Source organism: Sedimentitalea sediminis (genome assembly GCF_042687825.1).
In the GTDB taxonomy this organism is placed as follows: domain Bacteria; phylum Pseudomonadota; class Alphaproteobacteria; order Rhodobacterales; family Rhodobacteraceae; genus Sedimentitalea.
In genome coordinates, this window is the sequence record NZ_JBHUQE010000007.1 from 113,038 (window position 1) to 132,002 (window position 18,965).

Annotated in this window: 16 protein-coding genes; 7 read left to right on the forward strand and 9 right to left on the reverse strand. The window is 64.7% G+C overall.

The window, feature by feature from the left end:
- Position 1 precedes the first annotated feature (1 nt).
- From ACFMPD_RS08140 to ACFMPD_RS08155, 4 genes are all read right to left on the reverse strand, one after another.
- Entirely contained in the window at positions 2 to 1,225 is a 1,224-nt protein-coding gene (locus ACFMPD_RS08140; protein ID WP_380993303.1) for an alpha-D-ribose 1-methylphosphonate 5-triphosphate diphosphatase, read from the reverse strand.
- Positions 1,222 to 1,995 carry an alpha/beta fold hydrolase gene (locus ACFMPD_RS08145; RefSeq protein WP_380993304.1) on the reverse strand — a complete coding sequence of 258 codons (774 nt, stop codon included), beginning with the start codon at positions 1,993 to 1,995 and terminating at the stop codon, positions 1,222 to 1,224. The genes ACFMPD_RS08140 and ACFMPD_RS08145 overlap by 4 nt, the downstream gene beginning before the upstream one ends.
- A gap of 36 nt (positions 1,996 to 2,031) precedes the next feature.
- The gene (locus ACFMPD_RS08150) at positions 2,032 to 2,886 is read right to left on the reverse strand and encodes a DMT family transporter (RefSeq protein WP_380993305.1); all 855 of its coding nucleotides are present in this window, start codon (positions 2,884 to 2,886) and stop codon (positions 2,032 to 2,034) included.
- Positions 2,887 to 2,959: 73 nt separating this feature from the next.
- Positions 2,960 to 3,667: a GntR family transcriptional regulator gene (locus tag ACFMPD_RS08155; protein ID WP_380993306.1), complete on the reverse strand. Its 708-nt coding sequence runs from the start codon at positions 3,665 to 3,667 to the stop codon at positions 2,960 to 2,962.
- Positions 3,668 to 3,798: 131 nt separating this feature from the next.
- On the opposite strand from ACFMPD_RS08155, the gene ACFMPD_RS08160 reads away from it, so the two are divergent.
- The 6 genes from ACFMPD_RS08160 (at position 3,799) to ACFMPD_RS08185 (ending at position 10,532) form a co-directional block, all read left to right on the forward strand.
- A complete protein-coding gene (locus ACFMPD_RS08160; protein WP_380993307.1) occupies positions 3,799 to 5,148 on the forward strand; it encodes a glutamine synthetase family protein in 1,350 nt (449 codons plus the stop codon).
- Entirely contained in the window at positions 5,148 to 6,458 is a 1,311-nt protein-coding gene (locus ACFMPD_RS08165) for an NAD(P)/FAD-dependent oxidoreductase (protein ID WP_380993308.1), read from the forward strand. The genes ACFMPD_RS08160 and ACFMPD_RS08165 overlap by 1 nt, the downstream gene beginning before the upstream one ends.
- A 36-nt stretch (positions 6,459 to 6,494) precedes the next feature.
- Positions 6,495 to 7,577 (forward strand): polyamine ABC transporter substrate-binding protein, encoded by a 1,083-nt coding sequence (locus ACFMPD_RS08170; protein ID WP_380993309.1) that lies wholly within the window; start codon positions 6,495 to 6,497, stop codon positions 7,575 to 7,577.
- Between the two features lie 65 nt (positions 7,578 to 7,642).
- Positions 7,643 to 8,782: an ABC transporter ATP-binding protein gene (locus tag ACFMPD_RS08175; protein WP_380993310.1), complete on the forward strand. Its 1,140-nt coding sequence runs from the start codon at positions 7,643 to 7,645 to the stop codon at positions 8,780 to 8,782.
- Positions 8,779 to 9,732 carry an ABC transporter permease subunit gene (locus ACFMPD_RS08180; protein ID WP_380993311.1) on the forward strand — a complete coding sequence of 318 codons (954 nt, stop codon included), beginning with the start codon at positions 8,779 to 8,781 and terminating at the stop codon, positions 9,730 to 9,732. The genes ACFMPD_RS08175 and ACFMPD_RS08180 overlap by 4 nt, the downstream gene beginning before the upstream one ends.
- Complete coding sequence (locus ACFMPD_RS08185) at positions 9,729 to 10,532, forward strand: ABC transporter permease subunit (protein ID WP_380993312.1); 804 nt, start codon at positions 9,729 to 9,731, stop codon at positions 10,530 to 10,532. The genes ACFMPD_RS08180 and ACFMPD_RS08185 overlap by 4 nt, the downstream gene beginning before the upstream one ends.
- Positions 10,533 to 10,656: 124 nt before the next feature.
- On the opposite strand, the gene ACFMPD_RS08190 is transcribed toward ACFMPD_RS08185, so the two are convergent.
- The 5 genes from ACFMPD_RS08190 to ACFMPD_RS08210 form a co-directional block, all read right to left on the reverse strand.
- Positions 10,657 to 11,226 (reverse strand): PqiC family protein, encoded by a 570-nt coding sequence (locus ACFMPD_RS08190; protein ID WP_380993313.1) that lies wholly within the window; start codon positions 11,224 to 11,226, stop codon positions 10,657 to 10,659.
- 4 nt (positions 11,227 to 11,230) lie between these two features.
- Complete coding sequence (locus ACFMPD_RS08195; protein ID WP_380993314.1) at positions 11,231 to 13,318, reverse strand: MlaD family protein; 2,088 nt, start codon at positions 13,316 to 13,318, stop codon at positions 11,231 to 11,233.
- A complete protein-coding gene (locus ACFMPD_RS08200; RefSeq protein WP_380993342.1) occupies positions 13,315 to 13,950 on the reverse strand; it encodes a paraquat-inducible protein A in 636 nt (211 codons plus the stop codon). The genes ACFMPD_RS08195 and ACFMPD_RS08200 overlap by 4 nt, the downstream gene beginning before the upstream one ends.
- A complete protein-coding gene (locus ACFMPD_RS08205) occupies positions 13,917 to 14,564 on the reverse strand; it encodes a paraquat-inducible protein A (protein ID WP_380993315.1) in 648 nt (215 codons plus the stop codon). The genes ACFMPD_RS08200 and ACFMPD_RS08205 overlap by 34 nt, the downstream gene beginning before the upstream one ends.
- Before the next feature lie 232 nt (positions 14,565 to 14,796).
- Positions 14,797 to 15,285, reverse strand: a complete 489-nt coding sequence (locus ACFMPD_RS08210; RefSeq protein ID WP_380993316.1) for an Lrp/AsnC family transcriptional regulator — start codon at positions 15,283 to 15,285, stop codon at positions 14,797 to 14,799.
- Positions 15,286 to 15,390: 105 nt separating this feature from the next.
- Between ACFMPD_RS08210 and putA the strand changes: the two genes are divergently transcribed.
- Positions 15,391 to 18,798, forward strand: a complete 3,408-nt coding sequence (putA, locus tag ACFMPD_RS08215; protein ID WP_380993317.1) for a bifunctional proline dehydrogenase/L-glutamate gamma-semialdehyde dehydrogenase PutA — start codon at positions 15,391 to 15,393, stop codon at positions 18,796 to 18,798.
- Positions 18,799 to 18,965 lie beyond the last annotated feature (167 nt).

Sequence of the window (18,965 nt, forward strand, 5' to 3'; positions counted from 1 at the left end):
GTCAGGGTCGCGCGCGCGGCGCCGACGGCTCGCCGAGCCCGAGGCGCCGCGCCCCTGCCCCGCCTTGACCATCGCGCTGGCCCAGAAAACGGGCGGCGATGTCGCCGTTCATATGGCTGATGCGCCCGCCGGACAGGGTCGCCGCGACGCGATGTGTCCGCTCGTGCAGAATCACCAGATCGGCGCGCTGCCCAGCGACCAGCATGCCGCGATCCCGCAGGCCCAGCATGCGCGCCGGTCCCGCCGAGACCAACCCCCAGGCGACGGCCAGATCGCAGACACCGCTTTGCGCCAGCATCAACGCCGCCCGGCGCGGGCTGGGATAGTGATAATCCGAGGCCAGCGCGTCGCACAATCCCATGGCGATCAGATCGATGGCGCTGGCATTGCCCTTGTGCGACCCGCCCCGCACCACGTTCGGCGCCCCCAGGATCACCCGGTCGCCACCGGCCCGGGCGGCCTCGGCCGCGGCCAGAGTTTCGGGAAACTCGGCGATGCGCACCCCGCGGCGGCGCCAGGCGGCGCGCATCTCGGGGGTGGCGTCGTCATGGCTGCCCATCCGTACCCCGGCCCGCGCCAACCGGGCGGTCAGGCGGTCCAGCGCCGCCGGCACCTGATCGCCCGCGGCATGCAGGGCCTGCAACATCTCGAGGTGCCGTTCGGGATTGCGCCCGGCTTTCAGGGCCTGCCCGGTCAGGCGCGGCGGCCGCTTTCCCGCCGCCAGACGATCATGCGGCAGATGATCGTTGAACACCACATAGGGCACGCCCCATTCGGCAATGCGCGCAGGCAGCGCGGCGTAGTCCGGCAGCATATGCGTCTCAAACCGAAGCTGCGGGATCACCTCGGTCACCAGATCGGCGCGCACGTCCCGGATCGCGGCAAAGACCTGCGCCGCGAATTCCGGCCCGCGCAATCCGCCCTCCCAGCTGTAGAACTGCGCCAGGACCGCCGTGGTGATGCCGTTGGCCGCCAGTTCCGCCTCGGCGGCAATCACCCCTTCGGTCACCTGTTTCATCGCCCCGCGCCGCGGCGCCAGGTGTCGTTCGAACCCGTCGCCATGGGGATCGACGATCCCCGGCAGCACCAGAAATCCGTCCAGATCGACCGGACGGCCCACCGGATCGGCACGGATCACCCCGTCGGACAGCGACAGGCACCGGCGTGTCAGCCCCTCGGGCAACAGCACCTGCGCCCCTCTCAGGTCCAACGCAAGGCCGCTCATCGCAGCGGCTCTTGCGGCGCGACCCCGGCGCACGCGCTGTCGATGCAGACGCTGTCGATGGTGCCGAAAACCGCGTCCAGCCATGAAATCTCGGGATCGAAACGTCCGAATTCGATGAAATGCAGCGCCTCGGCGATGACCCGGGGATTGTTCATCATGAACGTGTGCGTCGCTGGCAGCTGGATATGATCGGCCATGCCCTCGACCATGGTCGAGCGCACCGAAACCTTTCCATCATCCGGCCCGTCGATCATCGACGAGAACAGCGGGTTCAGCGTGTGAGTACCGGCGATCACCCCCAGCGGAAAATCCACGGGTGGCAAGCGCCGCGGCAGGCTGTCGGCTCCGGTTCCCAGCTGCATGCCCGCAGGACCGTGCAGCAGCCCGAACACCTCGAGATCGCCCAGCTCGTCGACCAGTTGGCTGCCCTGGTTCGGCGGCCCCAGCATCACCACACGGCCCAACAGGTCGGGACGCGCGCGGCGGAACCAATAGCGGATCAGGATACCGCCCATGGAATGAGCGACGAAATGCACCGGCTGATCGCCGCAGGCGGCCACTGCCGGTGGCAGCGTCTGTTCGGCCAGCGCCGGGATCGGCAGGTCGGTCGAGGGATAGCCGGGGCGCACAACGTCATAGCCGCGCGCCAGCAGAACCTGTTCCATGATCGCAAAGGACGCCTCGCTGCGCGCCAGCCCGTGCAAAAGCACGACGCAATCGGCCCGGGCCGGCGCCGACCAGATCAGGAACAGAAATACCACCAGTCGCATGGGCGCCGCATACGCCGGATTCGCGCGCATGAAAAGTCACTTGCGGGCGGTGCGCCCGCCGCCCCTGCGCGATGCCAGAGCGATTCCGCCCAGCACCAGCCCGCCCCCCAGCACCAGACGCAGGCTGAGCTGCTCGCCCAGCAGCGCCACGCCGGCCACCAGCGCGATGATCGGTGCCGCCAGTTGCACGATGGCGGCCATTGACGGCGTGAACCGCCCGACCACCGAATACCACAGCGCATAGCCCAGCCCCGACGTCCCGGCCCCGGACAGAACGGCAAGTCCCAACCCGGTCAGGCTGACCGACATGGCACCGCCCAGAATCAACGGCGCGACCAGGACCATCGGCAGCGCAACACAGAAATTCGCCGCGGTGCCGGCCAGTGCGTCGGGCTCGCGGCGCCCGGCCAGGGTGTAAATTGCCCAGCCCACCCCCGCGGCGACCATGAACATCACCCCGACCGGATCGGCCCGCACCGCACCGGCCGGCCACAGCACCCAGGTCAGCCCGGAAAAGGCAATCGCCGCACCCAGCGCCTGGCGCGGCAGCGGCGGCGCGCCGCGCAGCGCCGCGATCGCAAAGATCGTGACCTGCACCACGGCAAACAGCACCAGGGCCCCCAGCCCGGCATCCAGCGTCAGGTAGGCAGCGGAAAACCCGATCATGTACAGGGTCAGCGACCCCGCCCCGACAAGGCGGCGCCGGGCGCGCAACTCCAGCGTGCCGCCGCGCAGCAGCACCAGCGCCGTCAGAACCACGGCCCCGGACAGGACCCGCAGGATGGCGAAACTGGCCGGATCGATCGCGCCGCTGTCCACGGCCAACCGGTTCAGGATCGAATTGGCCGCAAAGGCGGTCATGGTGAGTGCGGTCAGAAGGAACAGGCGCATAGGACCGGCATAACGCCGATTTCAAGCCGCGAACACCGGCGATCTGCTGATGTACCGGTGCGGAACCAGAAGATCAGGCAGCCCGGTCCGGTGCCGGGCCACGCTGCAACAATTCCCGACCGGAATGCAGCAGGCCGTCGCGGATATCACCTTCGATGGCCGCGCTCAGGGCCTGGGCGTCGCGCTGCCGCAGCGCCTCCAGAATCTCCTTGTGCCGGTCGATCAGATAGAATTCCGCGACCTTCTTGATCACCTGCCGCTGGAACGGGCCCAGTTGCAACCAGACGCTCTCGATCACCGGCATCGATGCCTGATGCGCGTTGGCGGCATACAGAATACGGTGAAATTCCTGATTTCGCAGGGTCAGCGCATCCAGATCCCTGGCCTCGACCAACCGGTCCATCTCGTCATCCAGCCCGGTCAGTTCCTCGATCAGAATGTCGGAAACATAAGGTAGAGACCGTACTGCGGCATGTACCTCGAGCGTGACACGCAGCGCCACCAGTTCTTCGAATTTTCCCGGCGTCATCTCGGGGATTATCATGCGGCGGTTGCCCATGACCTCGACCGCATGTTCCGAACTGAGCCGGCGCAGCGCCTCGCGCACCGGGGTCGGGCTGAGATCGAGATGCTCGGCCAGCCCACGCATGGTCAGCGACGTGCCCGGTTCGATCGCACCCAGCATGATCGCATTGCGCAGACGCCGATAGACATGGTCCTGCGTTGTCGAACCGGATCCCGTTTCGATTTCGGGGATGTTCAGATTCAGCGTCTTGTTCATGCCCGCCCCGATACCGCCTTTGATGATTTGTGATCATACGCCAAAAAAGTATTGACTCAAGTCGATAATGCAATCACAAGAATTTAAATGATATCACATTTAGTCCAAAGATATCGGAATGGGAGTCAAGCATGCCGGATCAGAACGTCACAACCTGGTTGAACGAGCGGCCAGAGATCGAATCGATCTTTGCCTGTGTCTGCGATCTGAACGGAACCATGCGCGGCAAGCGCGTACCCGTCGAGCAGGCGGCCAAGATGGCCGATGGTGCATTGCGCATGCCGTTGTCGATCGTCAGCATGGACGTCTGGGGCGAGGATATCGAGAACAGCGAACTGGTGTTCGAGACCGGCGATTCCGACGGTCTGTGCGATTTCACCGGCCGTCCTTTGATGCCGATCACCTGGACCAGCCGGCCGACCGCGCTGGCGATGCTGTGGATGCGGCAAGAGGACGGCACGCCGTTTCAGGGCGACCCGCGCCGCGCGCTGGCCAATATCGCCGACCGGTATCAGGCCATGGGTCTGACCCCGGTGGTCGCGACCGAACTGGAATTCTATCTGTGCGATCCGACCGACGACCGCCCGCAGGCACCGCGCTCGCCGGTGACCGGCAAACGGCTGGATTCGGACGGGGCGCTGTCGCTGGACGAGTTGCAGCATTTCGACACCTTTTTGAACGATGTCTACGATGCCTGCGCCGCGCAGGGCATTCCCGCCGATTCCGCGATCTCGGAGAACGGTGCCGGACAGTTCGAGATCAACATGATGCATGTCGCCGATCCGCTGCGCGCCGCCGATGACGCGGTGCTGTTCAAGCGGCTGGTGCGCGGCATCGCCCGCAAGCACGGATTTGTCGCCACCTTCATGGCCAAACCCTATGGCGACCGCGCCGGCAGCGGCTTTCACGTGCATTTTTCGCTGATCGACGAAAATGGCGTGAACGTCTTTGACAATGGCGGCGAAGAAGGCACCGAACTGATGTTGCAGGCGGTGGCCGGGCTGTTGGCGACGATGCAGGAAAACACCCTGACCTTTGCCCCGCACGAGAATTCGTACCGGCGCATGCTGCCCGGCGCCCACGCCCCGACCAGCGTCGCCTGGGGATACGAGAACCGCACCGCCGCCATCCGCATTCCCGGCGGCAGCCCCAAGGCGCGCCGGATCGAACACCGCGTCGCCGGTGCCGATGCCAACCCCTATCTGGTCCTGACCAGCATCCTGGGCGGCGCGCTGACGGGAATCGAGGCAAAGATGCAGCCGGCCAGGCCGATCACCGGCGACGCCTATACGATGAAGCTGCCGCATCTGCCGCTGGACTGGGCCACCGCCATCGACGCCTTTCGCAACGGTGACCATGTCCAGAACGTGTTCTCAAAGCGGCTGCAGACCATGCTGGTCGAATGCAAGACGCAGGAACTGAAAAAGTTCGCGCGTCATGTCACCGATTTCGAATATCACTCTTACCTGGAGGTCGTCTGATGAACGCCATGTCACATCCATATGCGGGCGATGGAACCCATACCAAAAGCTACTATGCCGCGTCTGCGAACCCGGCCCCCGAGCGGCCCGAACTGTCCGGCAATGGCGAAATCGATGTCTGCATCATCGGGGCCGGTTACAGCGGATTGTCGACCGGCCTGCATCTGGTCGAAAAGGGCTACAAGGTCGCCATCATCGAAGGCGCCCGCGTGGGTTGGGGCGCATCGGGCCGCAATGGCGGTCAGATCGTCAACGGTCTGAATGCCAGCCTGCAGACCATCAAGAAACGCTATGGCCAGGACACCGCCACCTTTGTCGCCGGTCTGGTTCAGGAAGGCGGCGAGATCATCCGCGAGCGGGTCAAGACCTATGACATCCAGTGCGACCTGAAGGACAAGAACATCTTTACCGGTCTGACCAAGGCGCATATGCGCGAACTGGAAGAGCGGATGAACCTGTGGGCCAGCTACGGCATCAAGAACCAGGAGATGCTGGACAAGGATCAGCTGCGCGCACATATCAATTCCGATCTCTACGAGGGCGGCCTGATCGATCACAGCGGCGGTCACATGCACCCGCTGAACCTGGCTTTGGGCGAGGCCGCGGCCTTTGAAAAGCTGGGCGGCACGATCTACGAGATGTCGCCGGTCATCGATGTGGATACCGAGGCCGCGCGTCCGGTCGTCAGGACCGCCAAGGGGCAGATGACCTGCAAGACCCTGGTCCTGTGCGGCAACGCCTATCTGGGCCATGTCGTGCCGACCCTGACCTGGCGGGTGATGCCGGTTTCGACCCAGGTCATGGCCACCGAGCCGCTGGGCGAAGAGCGCGCGCATGCGCTGATCCCGCAGGATGCCTGCGTCGAGGATATCCGCTATATCCTGGACTACTATCGCCTGTCCGGCGACAAGCGTCTGCTGTTCGGCGGCGGCACCGTCTATGGCGGCGCCGACCCCAGCGACATCGAGTCCAAACTGCGCCGCAACATGGACAAGGTGTTTCCCCAGCTCAAGGGTGTCCGTGTCGACTATGCCTGGAGCGGCAATTTCGCCCTGTCCTTCAGCCGCGTGCCGCAGATGGGCCGCATCGGGGCCAACACCTATTTCGCCCATGGCTATTCCGGCCACGGCGTGACCGGCTCACACACGTTCGGGCGCATTTTGTCCGAGGCGATCGATGGCGATTTGACACGGTTCGACGTGTTCGAAAATGTGCCTTGGTATCCGTTCCCGGGCGGGCGCATGTTCCGCGTGCCCTATTCTATGGTCGGATCGTGGTGGTACGCGCTGCGTGACAAATTCGGCGTCTAGAACTGACTTAATCTCATATTTCCCAGGGAGGAACCCATGAAGAAACTCACAACCCTGTCCTCGGTACTGGCGCTGTGCGCCGGTGCCGCGGCGGCCGACGGCATCCTGAACGTTTATAACTGGTCCGACTACATCGCCGAGGACACGATCGCGAAATTCGAGGCCGAGACCGGCATCAGCGTGAATTATGACGTCTTTGACAGCAACGAGGTTCTCGAGGCCAAGATGCTGACCGGCGCCAGCGGCTATGACGTGGTCGTGCCGTCGATCGAATTCATGGCCCGCCAGGCGCAGGCCGGCGTGTTCGCCGAGATCGACAAGGCCGCGCTGTCCAATTACGGCAATCTCGATCAGGGCATCCTGGACATCATCGCGGTCAACGACCCGGGCAACACCCATGGTGTACCCTACATGATGTTCACCACCGGCATCGGTTACAACGTCAAGGACGTGGCGGCGCGGATCGACGCCGACAAGATCGGCAGCTGGGACATGATCTTTGATCCCGAAACCGTGGCCAAGCTGGCCGATTGCGGCGTGGCGGTTCTGGACAGCCCCTCCGAAATCATGGCACCGGCGCTGAACTATCTGGGGCTGGACCCGAATTCCGAAGACAAGGGCGATCTGCAAAAGGCGACCGACCTCTTGATGTCGGTGCGCGCGCATATCCGGTATTTCCATTCCTCGCAGTACATCAACGACCTGGCCAATGGCGATATCTGCGTCGCCGTCGGCTATTCCGGCGACGTTCTGCAGGCGCGCGACCGGGCCGCCGAAGCCGGACAGGGCGTCGAAGTCGCCTATGCCATCCCGAAAGAGGGCGGACAGGTCGGTTTCGACATGCTGGCCGTGCCGGATGACGCTCCCAACCCCGAGAACGCGCTGAAGTTCATCAACTTCATTCTGCAGCCGCAAATCGCGGCGGACATCACCAACTATGTCTATTACGCCAACCCCAACACCGCCGCGACCGAGTTTGTCGTGCCCGAAGTGGCCGGTGATCCGGGCATCTACCCGCCCGCAGATGTTGCAGCGAAACTGTTTTCGCTGAAACCGCATTCGCCGCGTTTTGACCGGTCGCTGACCCGGGCGTGGACGGCGATCAAGACAGGCCAATAGTCCGGTCCGGCCGGCCCCGCGCCATGGGGCCGGCTGCCGTTATTTCAGAACGACAGGTGGCGAAAATGTCAGACGACCAGACCGCAACGAACGCACAGCCTTGGAACGATCCCAACGCCGAACCGTTCCTGCAGATCAAGAGCATTACCAAGAAATTCGGCGCATTCACCGCGGTGAACAACGTCTCTCTGGATATCTACAAGGGCGAGATATTCTGCCTGCTGGGCGGATCCGGCTGCGGAAAATCAACGCTGCTGCGGATGCTGTCCGGGTTCGAAAATCCGACATCGGGGCAGATCATCATCGATGGCCAGGACCAGGCCGGCGTTGCGCCCTATGCACGCGAAACCAACATGATGTTCCAGTCCTATGCGCTGTTCCCCCACATGACGGTGGAAAAGAACATCGCCTACGGGCTCAAGCGCGACGGCATCCCCAAGGCCGAAATCGCCACCCGCGTGACCGACATGCTGTCGCTGGTTCAGCTGGACCAGTTCGCCACCCGCAAGCCGCATCAGCTGTCCGGCGGCCAGCGCCAGCGCGTCGCGCTGGCCCGGTCGCTGATCAAGAAACCCAAACTGCTGATGCTGGACGAACCTCTGGGCGCGCTGGACAAGAAGCTGCGCGAGGAAACCCAGTTCGAACTGATGAAGATCCAGGAAAGCCTGGGGGTCACCTTTGTCGTCGTGACCCACGATCAGGAAGAGGCGATGACCCTGTCCAGCCGGATCGGCGTCATGACCGCCGGCGAGATCGTGCAGGTCGGCACCCCGCACGAGATCTACGAGTTTCCGCAGAACCGTTTCGTGGCCGATTTTATCGGGTCGGTGAACATTTTCGAGGGCCGCATCAGCGAAGACGGCACCGATCACGTCGTGGTCAAATCGCAGGATACCGGAACCGACATCTATGTCCCGCACGGGATCAGCGGCGTCGAAGGCCAGAAGGTCGCCGTGGCCGTGCGCCCGGAAAAGATACTGATCAGCCGTACCCCGCAGAACGACATGCGCAATGCCGTCACCGGTGTCGTGGACGAAATCGCCTATATGGGCAATGCCACGGTCTTTCAGGTCCTTCTGGACAGTGGCAAGCGGGTGCGGGTGTCGCAATCGAACCGGACGCGTTCTGATGACGGGGCGCTGACCTGGGACGACCGGGTGCATATCGGCTGGGCCGGGGCCGCCGGAATTCTGGTGACGTCATGAGCCGCGCGTCCGACATCGACAGCAGACTGCCAGGCGGCCGCCTGATCGGATCGCTGCTGAACCGGCTGGGGCTGGGCGGTCGCGGGCTGGTGATCGCCATCCCGACCTTGTGGCTGTTCCTGTTCTTTCTCGTGCCGTTCCTGGTGGTGGCCAAGATCTCGCTATCCGAAGCCGCCATCGCCCGCCCGCCCTATCTGCCGATCTGGGAATGGGCCGACGGCATTCTCAACCTCAATCTGAATTTCGGCAACTACCTGTTCCTGCTGGACGATCCGCTATACATGTCGGCCTATGCCGAATCCGTCAAGATCGCCGGCATCGCCACGATCATCACCCTGCTGATCGGCTATCCGATGGCCTATCTGATCGCCCGTTCGCCGGCAAACCAGCGCAACATCCTGCTGATGCTGGTGGTGCTGCCGTTCTGGACCTCGTTCCTGCTGCGGGTCTATGCGTGGATCGGTTTTCTCAAGGGCAATGGTCTGATCAACAACTTTCTGCTGTCGCTGGGTCTGATTGATGAACCGCTGATCATGTTGCAGACCGATTTCGCTGTCTATATCGGCATCGTCTATACCTATCTGCCCTTCATGATCCTGCCGCTCTACGCCAATCTGGTCAAGCTGGACGAAGCCTATCTGGAAGCCTCGGCCGATCTGGGCGCCCGGCCCGCGACCACCTTTTTCACCGTGACGCTGCCGCTGTCCTATAGCGGAATCATCGCCGGCTGCATGCTGGTGTTCATTCCGGCCGTCGGTGAATTCGTGATCCCGGCACTGCTGGGCGGGCCGGACACGCTGATGATCGGCCGGGTGCTGTGGAACGAGTTCTTCTCGAACCGCGACTGGCCCATCGCATCGGCCGTGGCAATCGTGATGCTGTTCGTCCTGGTGATCCCGATCATGCTGCTGCGCAAGGCTCAGGCCGCCGAAGAAGGAGCGAACCAATGAAACGCAAGTCGCTTTTCCTGATGATCACCGGCATTCTGGGGTTCGTCTTTCTCTATGCGCCGATCGTATCGCTGGTGATCTTCAGCTTCAACGAAAGCAAGCTGGTCACCGTGTGGGGCGGGTTCTCGACCAAATGGTACGGCGAGCTTTTCCGCGATCCGCAGATTCTCGAAGCCGCCTGGGTCAGCATCAAGATCGCCTTTCTCAGCGCAACCATTGCCGTGGTGATCGGCACCGTGGGCTCCTTTGTGCTGATCCGGTTCCAGCGATTCCGGACCAAGGCGCTCTTGAGCATGATGATCACCGCACCGCTGGTCATGCCCGAGGTCATCATCGGTCTGTCGCTGCTGTTGCTGTTCGTGGCCATGGAAGGGCTGATCGGGTGGCCCGGCGGGCGCGGCATGCTGACGATCATCATCGCGCATGCGACCTTTGGCGCGGCCTATGCCGCGGTGGTGATCCAGTCCCGCCTGGTCGATCAGGATCTCTCGATCGAAGAGGCGGCACAGGATTTGGGCGCAAAACCCGTCCGGGTCTTCTTTGACGTGACCCTGCCCGCTATCGCCCCGGCGCTGGTCTCGGGATGGCTGCTGGCCTTTACCCTCAGCCTGGACGATCTGGTGATTGCCAGCTTTGTGTCAGGTCCGGGTGCCTCGACCCTGCCGATGGTGATCTTTTCCAAGGTCCGGCTGGGGGTCAGCCCCGATGTCAACGCGCTGGCCACGATCATCATCGGCATCGTGTCGCTGGGGATCATCGCGGCGGCGCTGCAGATGAACCGCCGCAAAAAGGAATATTAAGGCGCACAGTCCAAAGTAACGGAATACGGCCAAGGGCGGCGCGGCGAGACCGCGCCGCCTTTTTTGCGGGCTGCAGATGGAGGCGTGCGTGTCGTCCGGCTGCCGGGAAAGGGACCAGCGGCCGTCAGCGGCGCAGGCGCGTCGCGATCTGTCGGGAAAGGGTCAGCATCGCGGCTCCGGTGGCTTGCGCCACCGCGCCGGGTGTTGCGTCGGTCACGGGCTGCTGGATGTCGAATCGGTTGATCGACTCGCGCACGGCGCGCTCGGGCGCGGCGATGGCATACTGACCGGTCATGCGAAACTGCCCGTCCGACTGCGCCACCATGCGTTCGATCCGCACGTCGATGCGCACATCCGCCGGCCGTTCCAGCGGCCAGGGTTCGGCTGCCGCGGTAGCGGTGGTTCCGTCATCCAGGTTGCGCGCCAGCGCCAGGGTCAGGGCGCGCACCGGATCGTCCGCCCAAACCGCACCCGCCGCCGGGCGCAACGATCCGTCCGCGCCCTGCAACAGGATTTCGGAGGCCCCGGCATAGGCTGGCAGCGTTACTTCGCGGATTTCGATGGTCGACACCGCGACCCGCGCACGCTGCTCGGCAGAGGGCGCGTCCAGCAGATAGCGCGCCGAGTTGCCGCCGCACGCGGTCAGTGTCAGCGGCAGGGCCATCATCAGACAGGCACGAAAAAAGGCGGTCATGGCGTCACTTTCCGAACAGGATCGAATTGGGGTTGCGTTCCAGCGCCCGGGTCAGCGCGGCGACCGAACGGGCCGCAGTACGGATTTCGCGCAACATGGCCAGGGATTCGCTGTTGAAATCCGAGCGGTCGCCATAGGCTGCGATCAATTCCTCGCTGCGGGTCACCAGCCGGTCCAGCCGCGCCGATAGCGCCGGCAGGTCGGCCGTGGCCCGTTCCAGAGAATCCGCTGCCGCGCGGGCTGAATCCAACGCCGCATTGGCGTTTTGTGCCACCCCGCCGGCGCGCAATTCTGACACCAGTTCGCGGGTTTCGTCCAACGCCGTCGTCAGCGCTGCCGGCAGCGCCCGGGCATCGTCGGTGCCAATCAGCGCATCGGCGCTGTCCAGCAGGGCGGTGGCCGAGGCGATCAGCTCATCGGCCTTGAGATCGCGGGCCTTGGCCGCCACGGCGCGCAGATCGTCGATCAGCGCCGGAACTTCTTCCGAAGCCAAGGACAGGTTGGCCACGGCGGCATCGGCGTTTTCCAGGGTCGAGACCAGCCGCTCGACGACGCCCTGCGTGTTGATGCGCTCGACGGTGCTGCGCAGATCGGCCACTGCCTGGCGCAGCTCGCCGGGCAGCGCGCGCATGTCCGCGCTCTCGACCAGGTCGCGGCTGCGGTCCAGCAGCCCGACCAGCGCCTCGGGCGCGGCGCGGGTGTTCTGATCGGTGGCGATGGCTTCGATGCTGGCCATCAGGCTGATCGCCTGCTGGATCATTTCCTCGATCTGCAACCCGTTGACCCGCTTCATCACGCCTTCAAGCGTGGCGTTGATGTCCGGCAGATCGGACTCGACACTGGGAATCAGCGCATAGGGCGTGGCCTCGCGCTGCAGTTCGGCTGGTTTCGCGTTTTCTATTTCTACCAGTTCGACGATCAGCGACGTACCGAGCAGGTTGGCCTTGTTCAACCGCGCCCGGGTCCCGGTCCTTACCGCGGCCTCGAGAAAATCCAGCACCTCCTCCAGCGTCGCCCGGGCGGGCAGGCCGATCAGCTTGGGATCGACCAGCAGAGTGACCTGCTGATGCACCTCGGGGCTGTCCTCGTCGCCGGCCACAAAGGCCGAGATGGTTACGACCTCGCCGATCTTGATGCCGCGAAAGAACAGGCCGCTGCCGGCTGACAGGCCGGACACGCCGTCGCGGAACACGGTGGCCAGGGTGACGGTGTTGGACGAAACGCGCGAAAAAGCATTCTCGCGGGCTGTCGCTTCGTCGGCGTGCAAATCATAGACCCTGCCCGGCTTGACCGGTCTGCCGCCGGAAAAGAAGGTGTTGAACGCGACACCGCCGCTGATCAGGGCCGCGAAACTGCCGACATCCAGCTTGAGCCCGCCGGCCCCAAAGGACAGTGAAAAGCCCGACGTGTCCCAGAACCTGGTCGCCGTGGTCAGCAGCCGGTCATGCGGCGCCTCGACAAAGGCGTCGACCAGCACCACCGAACCCGTCTCGTCCAGCCGGGGTGCCTCGGTGCGCCCGACCTTGACACCGCGGTAAAACACCGGCGAGCCAGCGGCCATCACCCGACCCTCGCCCGCGCGCAGCACGATGCGCGTGCCCTTTTCGTTCAGATCGATCAAAGGGCGTTGTTCCAGCCCGGTGAAACGCTGCAGCGGCGGGCCGCGCGTGGTGTCCCAGGCACCCTCGATATAGACCCCGGATAGCACCGTCGACAGGCCCGACACGCCTTCGGCGGACACTTCGGGACGGACCACCCAGAACTGGGCGCTGGCATCCAGAAACGGCGCAATCGGCCGATCCACCCGCACCGACAACCGGACCTGTTTCAGATCGTCGGAAAAGCCGACCTTTTCCACCAATCCGATCACCACATCGCGATAGCGCACCGTGGTTTCGCCGGCCGTCACCCCGGCGGCGTTCTCGAACAGGATTTCGATCAGTACGCCGCGCTCGGAATAGCTGCGCCAAGCCACGGCCAGCGACACCGCCAGCGCCAGCACCGGCACCAGCCAGACGATCGAGATGTTGCGCCAGGGCGAGCGTCTGGGCGCTTGCACCTGCATCTCTGCCGGGGTGGCCTCCTCGGTCATGTTTGGCCTGCCTCATCCGCGTCCCAGATCATTCTGGAGTCAAAGCTTTGGGCGGAAAGCATGGTAAATGCAACCGACAAGGCGAAGGACACCGCAGCGATGCCCGGATGAATGGTCGCGACGAATTTGAACTGCACCAGCGCCGACAGGATCGCCACGACAAACACGTCGATCATCGACCAGCGGCCGATGAACTCGACGGCCTCGAACAGGTGCAGGCGGCTGTGCTGGGCCAGCGTCGACCGAGTGCGCACGCTGAGCGCCAGATAGGCGATCGCGAGGAACTTGCCGATCGGAATGACGATCGACGCCACGAAAACGATCAGCGCCACGCCATAGGCATGGTGGGCGACCAGTTCCACGACCCCCTCGATAATCGTGCTGCTGCGGTCCTGACCCAGGGTTGAAGTGCGCAGCATCGGATAGATATTGGCCGGCAGATAGCAGATCAGCCCGGCAAACCACCAGGCCCAGACACGCTGCAGGCTGCCGGCATCCCGGCTGGACAACGCCGCACCGCAGCGGACGCAATGCGGCGTCCCGCCGCGATGCACCCGCCCACAGCCGGTGCAGGCCACCAGACCGGCCTGACGGGCGGTCAGGAATTCCGGCGGGCTTCCAGCGTTTTCCATATCGTCAACTTGCACATGAACGTGTCCTTCAGAGTAGTCACCAGAACCAGGGCCACAAAGGCCCAAAAGGCCGGCCCCATCGAAATCGTCGCCAGGCCGGCGACCTTGACCAGCGCTACCGCCACGCCGACGATAAAGACCTCGGCCATCGCCCAGGGCCGCAACGCGCTGGCCAGGCGAAACGCCCGGGTCGCCTGCGGCAGCGGCGCGTGGCCGATCATCATCGGCGCGATAGTGTAGAGAAGCGCCGCCAGCCGCACCGCCGGCAGCACCACGATCAGCGCCGCCACCGCAAAGGACAGGGGCAGCAACAGACCGTCGGAAAAGGCCAGGATTGCATCAAAGACCGAGCTGCGCTGCTGAAACGTGCCGGCCCGCAATTCGAGAAACGGAAAGAACACCGCCGCCACCATCAGGATCAGCGCCGTCGCCGCCAGCATCACGATCTGCGTCATCGCCCCGGCGCGGGGCGCCATCAGAACCGCGTGACAGCGCCGGCACCGCGCCCGGGCGCCGTTGGGAATGTCGGCCTGACGGTGCAGGACATCGCAGACCGGACAGGCTATCAGCCCGGCCGGATCGGTGTCGTCGTTCCTGGTCTCAGCCGTGGTCATCTCGTTTCTGTTCCCGCGTCGCGCCGGCCCGATCGGCCCCTGCAGCCTGACCGGCCCGCGCGGACCGACCTGGCGCGCCAAGAGTGGCGGTTTCGCGCCCGTCCCGCAAGCGCTGGCATCGCCCGTCCCGGCCCGAAAACCCGGCAGGCGCCCGGGTCGACCATCCCCCTGCCCCGCCGAAAGGGCCATCGTCGCGCGCAAAATTCTGTCGCTGCCAGAATATGTGGCCCGGTCAGTTCGCATTTCCCAGCGGCCCCAGCGATGCCAGCTCTTTTACCGCCTGCATCGCGACATAGGTCGAGGTGCCGGACACATGCGGCAGGGTGGATATCTTTTCTGCCAGAACAACGCGGTACTCGGCCATCGACCGGGTCCGGATTTTCATCAGGTAGTCGAACTTTCCGGCAATCAGATGCACCTGCTCGATCTCGCCGATCCTGGCCACTGCCGCGTTAAAAGCCGCCAGCGCCGCCTCGCGCGTGTCGTTCAGGCGCACCTCGACAAAGGCCACATGGTCCAGCCCCAGCCGGATCGGATCGATCAGCGCGCGATAGCCGATGATCACACCGTCTGCCTCGAGCCGTCGCAACCGCGCCTGCGTCGGCGACTTGCTCAATCCGATGCGCCGCGCCAGATCGGCAATGCTGATCCGGCCTTCCTCAGCCAGAACGCCCAGTATCTTACGGTCGAATCCATCCAGATCGCTCCAGTCGCTTTGCATCGTACTACCTCCGATCTTCGGACCACTGTCCTGCAATTTTCATGCAATCGGGACAATCGACCGATTGAACACCTCTATACTGCGCAGACACACTGGAGGCCAGACATGACCCAATTCCAAGACCTACGCACTCGGATCGACACCCACAAGTTCGCCGACGAAGAAGCCGTCATCGCGCGCCTGATCGCAGAGTCAGAGTTGAGCGATGCGGATCGCGCCGCGATCTGCGCCTCTGGCGCGGACCTGGTGCGCAACATCCGTTCGGCCACCGCACCAGGCCTGATGGAGGTGTTCCTGGCCGAATACGGCCTGTCCACCGACGAGGGCATCGCCCTGATGTGCCTGGCCGAAGCGCTGCTGCGCGTGCCCGATGCCGACACGATCGACGCGCTGATCGAGGACAAGATCGCCCCGTCGAACTGGAGCCGCCACCTGGGCCATTCCTCCAGCCCGCTCGTCAATGCCTCGACCTGGGCGCTGATGCTGACCGGCAAGGTGCTGGACGACGAGGGCGCCAGTCCGGTGCGGGCGCTGCGCAGTGCCGTCAAGCGACTGGGCGAACCGGTGATCCGCACCGCCGTCGGCCGCGCCATGAAGGAAATGGGCCGCCAGTTCGTACTGGGCGAAACCATCACCGCGGCAATGAAACGCGCCGCCGGGATGGAGGAGAAAGGCTATACCTACAGCTATGACATGCTGGGGGAAGCCGCGCGCACCGATGCCGATGCGCGCCGGTACCACCTGTCCTATTCCCGCGCCATCAGCGCCATCGCCCAGGCCTGCACCTCGGACGACATCCGCGCCAATCCCGGCATCTCGGTCAAGCTGTCGGCGCTGCACCCGCGCTATGAAGTCGCTCAGGAGGCGCGCGTCATGGCCGATCTGGTGCCGCGCCTGCGCTCGCTGGCACTGCTGGCGAAATCCGCCGGCATGGGGCTGAACGTGGACGCCGAAGAGGCCAACCGCCTGGCCCTGTCGCTGGAGGTGATCGACACCGTCATGTCCGAACCGGCCCTGGCGGGCTGGGATGGCTTTGGCGTCGTGGTGCAGGCCTATGGCCCGCGTGCCGGCGTGGTGATCGACACGCTGTACGAGATGGCCCAGCGCAACGACCGCCGGATCATGGTGCGGCTGGTCAAGGGCGCCTATTGGGATACCGAGGTGAAACGCGCCCAGGTCGACGGCATGGACGCCTTTCCGGTCTTTACCCGCAAACCGGCCACCGACATCTCCTATATCGCCAATGCCCGCAAGCTGCTGGGCATGACCGACCGGATCTATCCGCAATTCGCCACCCACAACGCGCACACGGTCGCCGCGATCCTGCACATGGCCAGCGATGCCAGCCTCTATGAGTTCCAGCGCCTGCATGGCATGGGCGAAACCCTGCACAGCATCGTCAAGACCCAGAACAACACCCGCTGCCGCATCTATGCGCCGGTCGGCGCGCATCGCGACCTGCTGGCCTATCTGGTGCGCCGCCTGCTGGAAAACGGCGCCAACAGTTCCTTTGTGAACCAGATCGTCGACGAGTCCGTGCCGCCGGAAACCGTCGCCGCCGATCCGTTCGAGGCGGTCAAGGCCAAATCCGCGCCGCTGCCGCGGGGCACCGAGCTGTATGAGCCCGAGCGCCGCAATTCGCGCGGGTTCGACCTGACCCATGCCCCGACTCTGGCCCGGATCGAGGCCGCCCGGGCGCCGTTCAAGACCCATGCCTGGGCCGCGGCGCCGCTGCTGGCCGGCCCGGTCGCACCCGAGGCCGAGCAGCCCGTGACCAACCCCGCCGATGGCAGCCGCACCGGCACCGTCGCGCCGGCCAGTTCCGCCGACATCGAAACCGCGCTGTCGAAGGCCGCCCCCTGGTCCGCCCCCGCCACCGAGCGCGCCGCTATCCTGAACAAGGCCGCCGATCTCTACGAGGAGAATTTCGGCGAGATCTTTGCACTGCTGACCCGCGAGGCTGGCAAATCGCAGCTGGACGGTGTCGCCGAACTGCGTGAGGCAGTGGATTTCCTGCGCTATTATGCGGCCAACATTCCCGATGCCGCTCCGGCGGGCGTGTTCACCTGCATTTCGCCCTGGAACTTTCCGCTGGCGATCTTCTCGGGTCAGGTTGCCGCGGCCCTGGCCACCGGCAACGCGGTGCTGGCAAAACCCGCCGAGCAGACGCCGCTGATCGCGCATCTGGCGGTCGGCCTGCTGCACAAGGCGGGCGTGCCGGCAACGGCTCTGCAACTGCTGCCCGGCAGCGGCATGATCGGTGCGGCCCTCACCTCGGATCCGCGGGTCAACGGCGTCGCCTTTACCGGTTCGACCGCCACGGCGATGAAAATCCGCGCCGCGATGGCCGACAACCTGGACCCCGGCGCCCCGCTGATCGCAGAAACCGGCGGCCTGAACGCGATGATCGTGGACAGCACCGCGCTGCCGGAACAGGCGGTGCAGGCGATCGTCGAAAGCGCCTTTCAATCGGCGGGCCAGCGCTGTTCGGCGCTGCGCTGCCTCTATGTCCAGGAGGACGTGGCCGAAGACGTGCTGACCATGCTGATGGGCGCGATGGATGCCCTGTCGCTGGGCGATCCCTGGCTGCTGTCCACCGATTCCGGTCCGGTCATCGACGAACAGGCCCGCGCCGGCATCATGGCGCATATCGACATCGCCCGCCGCGAAGGCCGGGTGCTCAAGGAACTGCGCGCGCCCGCCGGCGGCACCTTTGTCGCCCCGACACTGATCTCGGTCAGCGGCATCGGCGATCTGGAGCGCGAGATTTTCGGCCCCGTACTGCATGTCGCCCGGTTCAAGTCGTCGCAGCTGGATGAAGTCATCGACGACATCAACGCCACTGGCTATGGTCTGACCTTTGGGTTGCACACGCGTATCGACGACCGGGTCCAGCACGTGACCGAGGCGATCCATGCCGGCAACATCTATGTCAACCGCAACCAGATCGGCGCCATCGTCGGCACCCAGCCCTTTGGCGGCGAGGGCCTGTCGGGCACCGGCCCAAAGGCGGGCGGACCGAACTACATGCCGCGGTTCTGCGCGCCCGACCGGCAGCAGGCAAACGGCGGCTGGACCGGCAAGGCCTCGTCCCTGCCGGCACCGGTGGGGGTCACGAACGGTGCGACCGCCCGCACCCTGCCCGGCCCGACCGGCGAATCCAACCGTCTGTCGGTGCTGCCCCGGCCACCGCTGCTGTGCATGGGACCGGGCGCCAGCGCTGCCAACGCCCAAGCGCAGGCGGTACAGTCCCTGGGCGGACAGGCGATCAGCGCCAACGGCCACATTGACCCAGACACGCTGACCGACATCGTCGGCATCTCGGGTGTGCTCTGGTGGGGCGATGCGACCACTGCGCGGCGGATCGAACAGGCGCTGGCGCGCCGTGACGGCCCGATCGTGCCGCTGATCCCGGGAAAACCCGATCTGGCGCGGGTGATGGGCGAACGCCATGTCTGCGTGGACACCACGGCGGCGGGCGGCAACGCGGCCCTGCTGGGCGGCATGGCCTGAAAACCGCAAACCCGCCGATCATATCCTGTGATCGGCGGGTTTGAACCCAAAGCGGACCAGGCAGAAATTCGGCCAATACGTACAAAGCAAGCGCGGTGTCGAGCGGGCTTTTCAACCCGACCTAATTGAGAACCAACCCTGCCCCGCGCGGCAAGGAAATCGGTAAT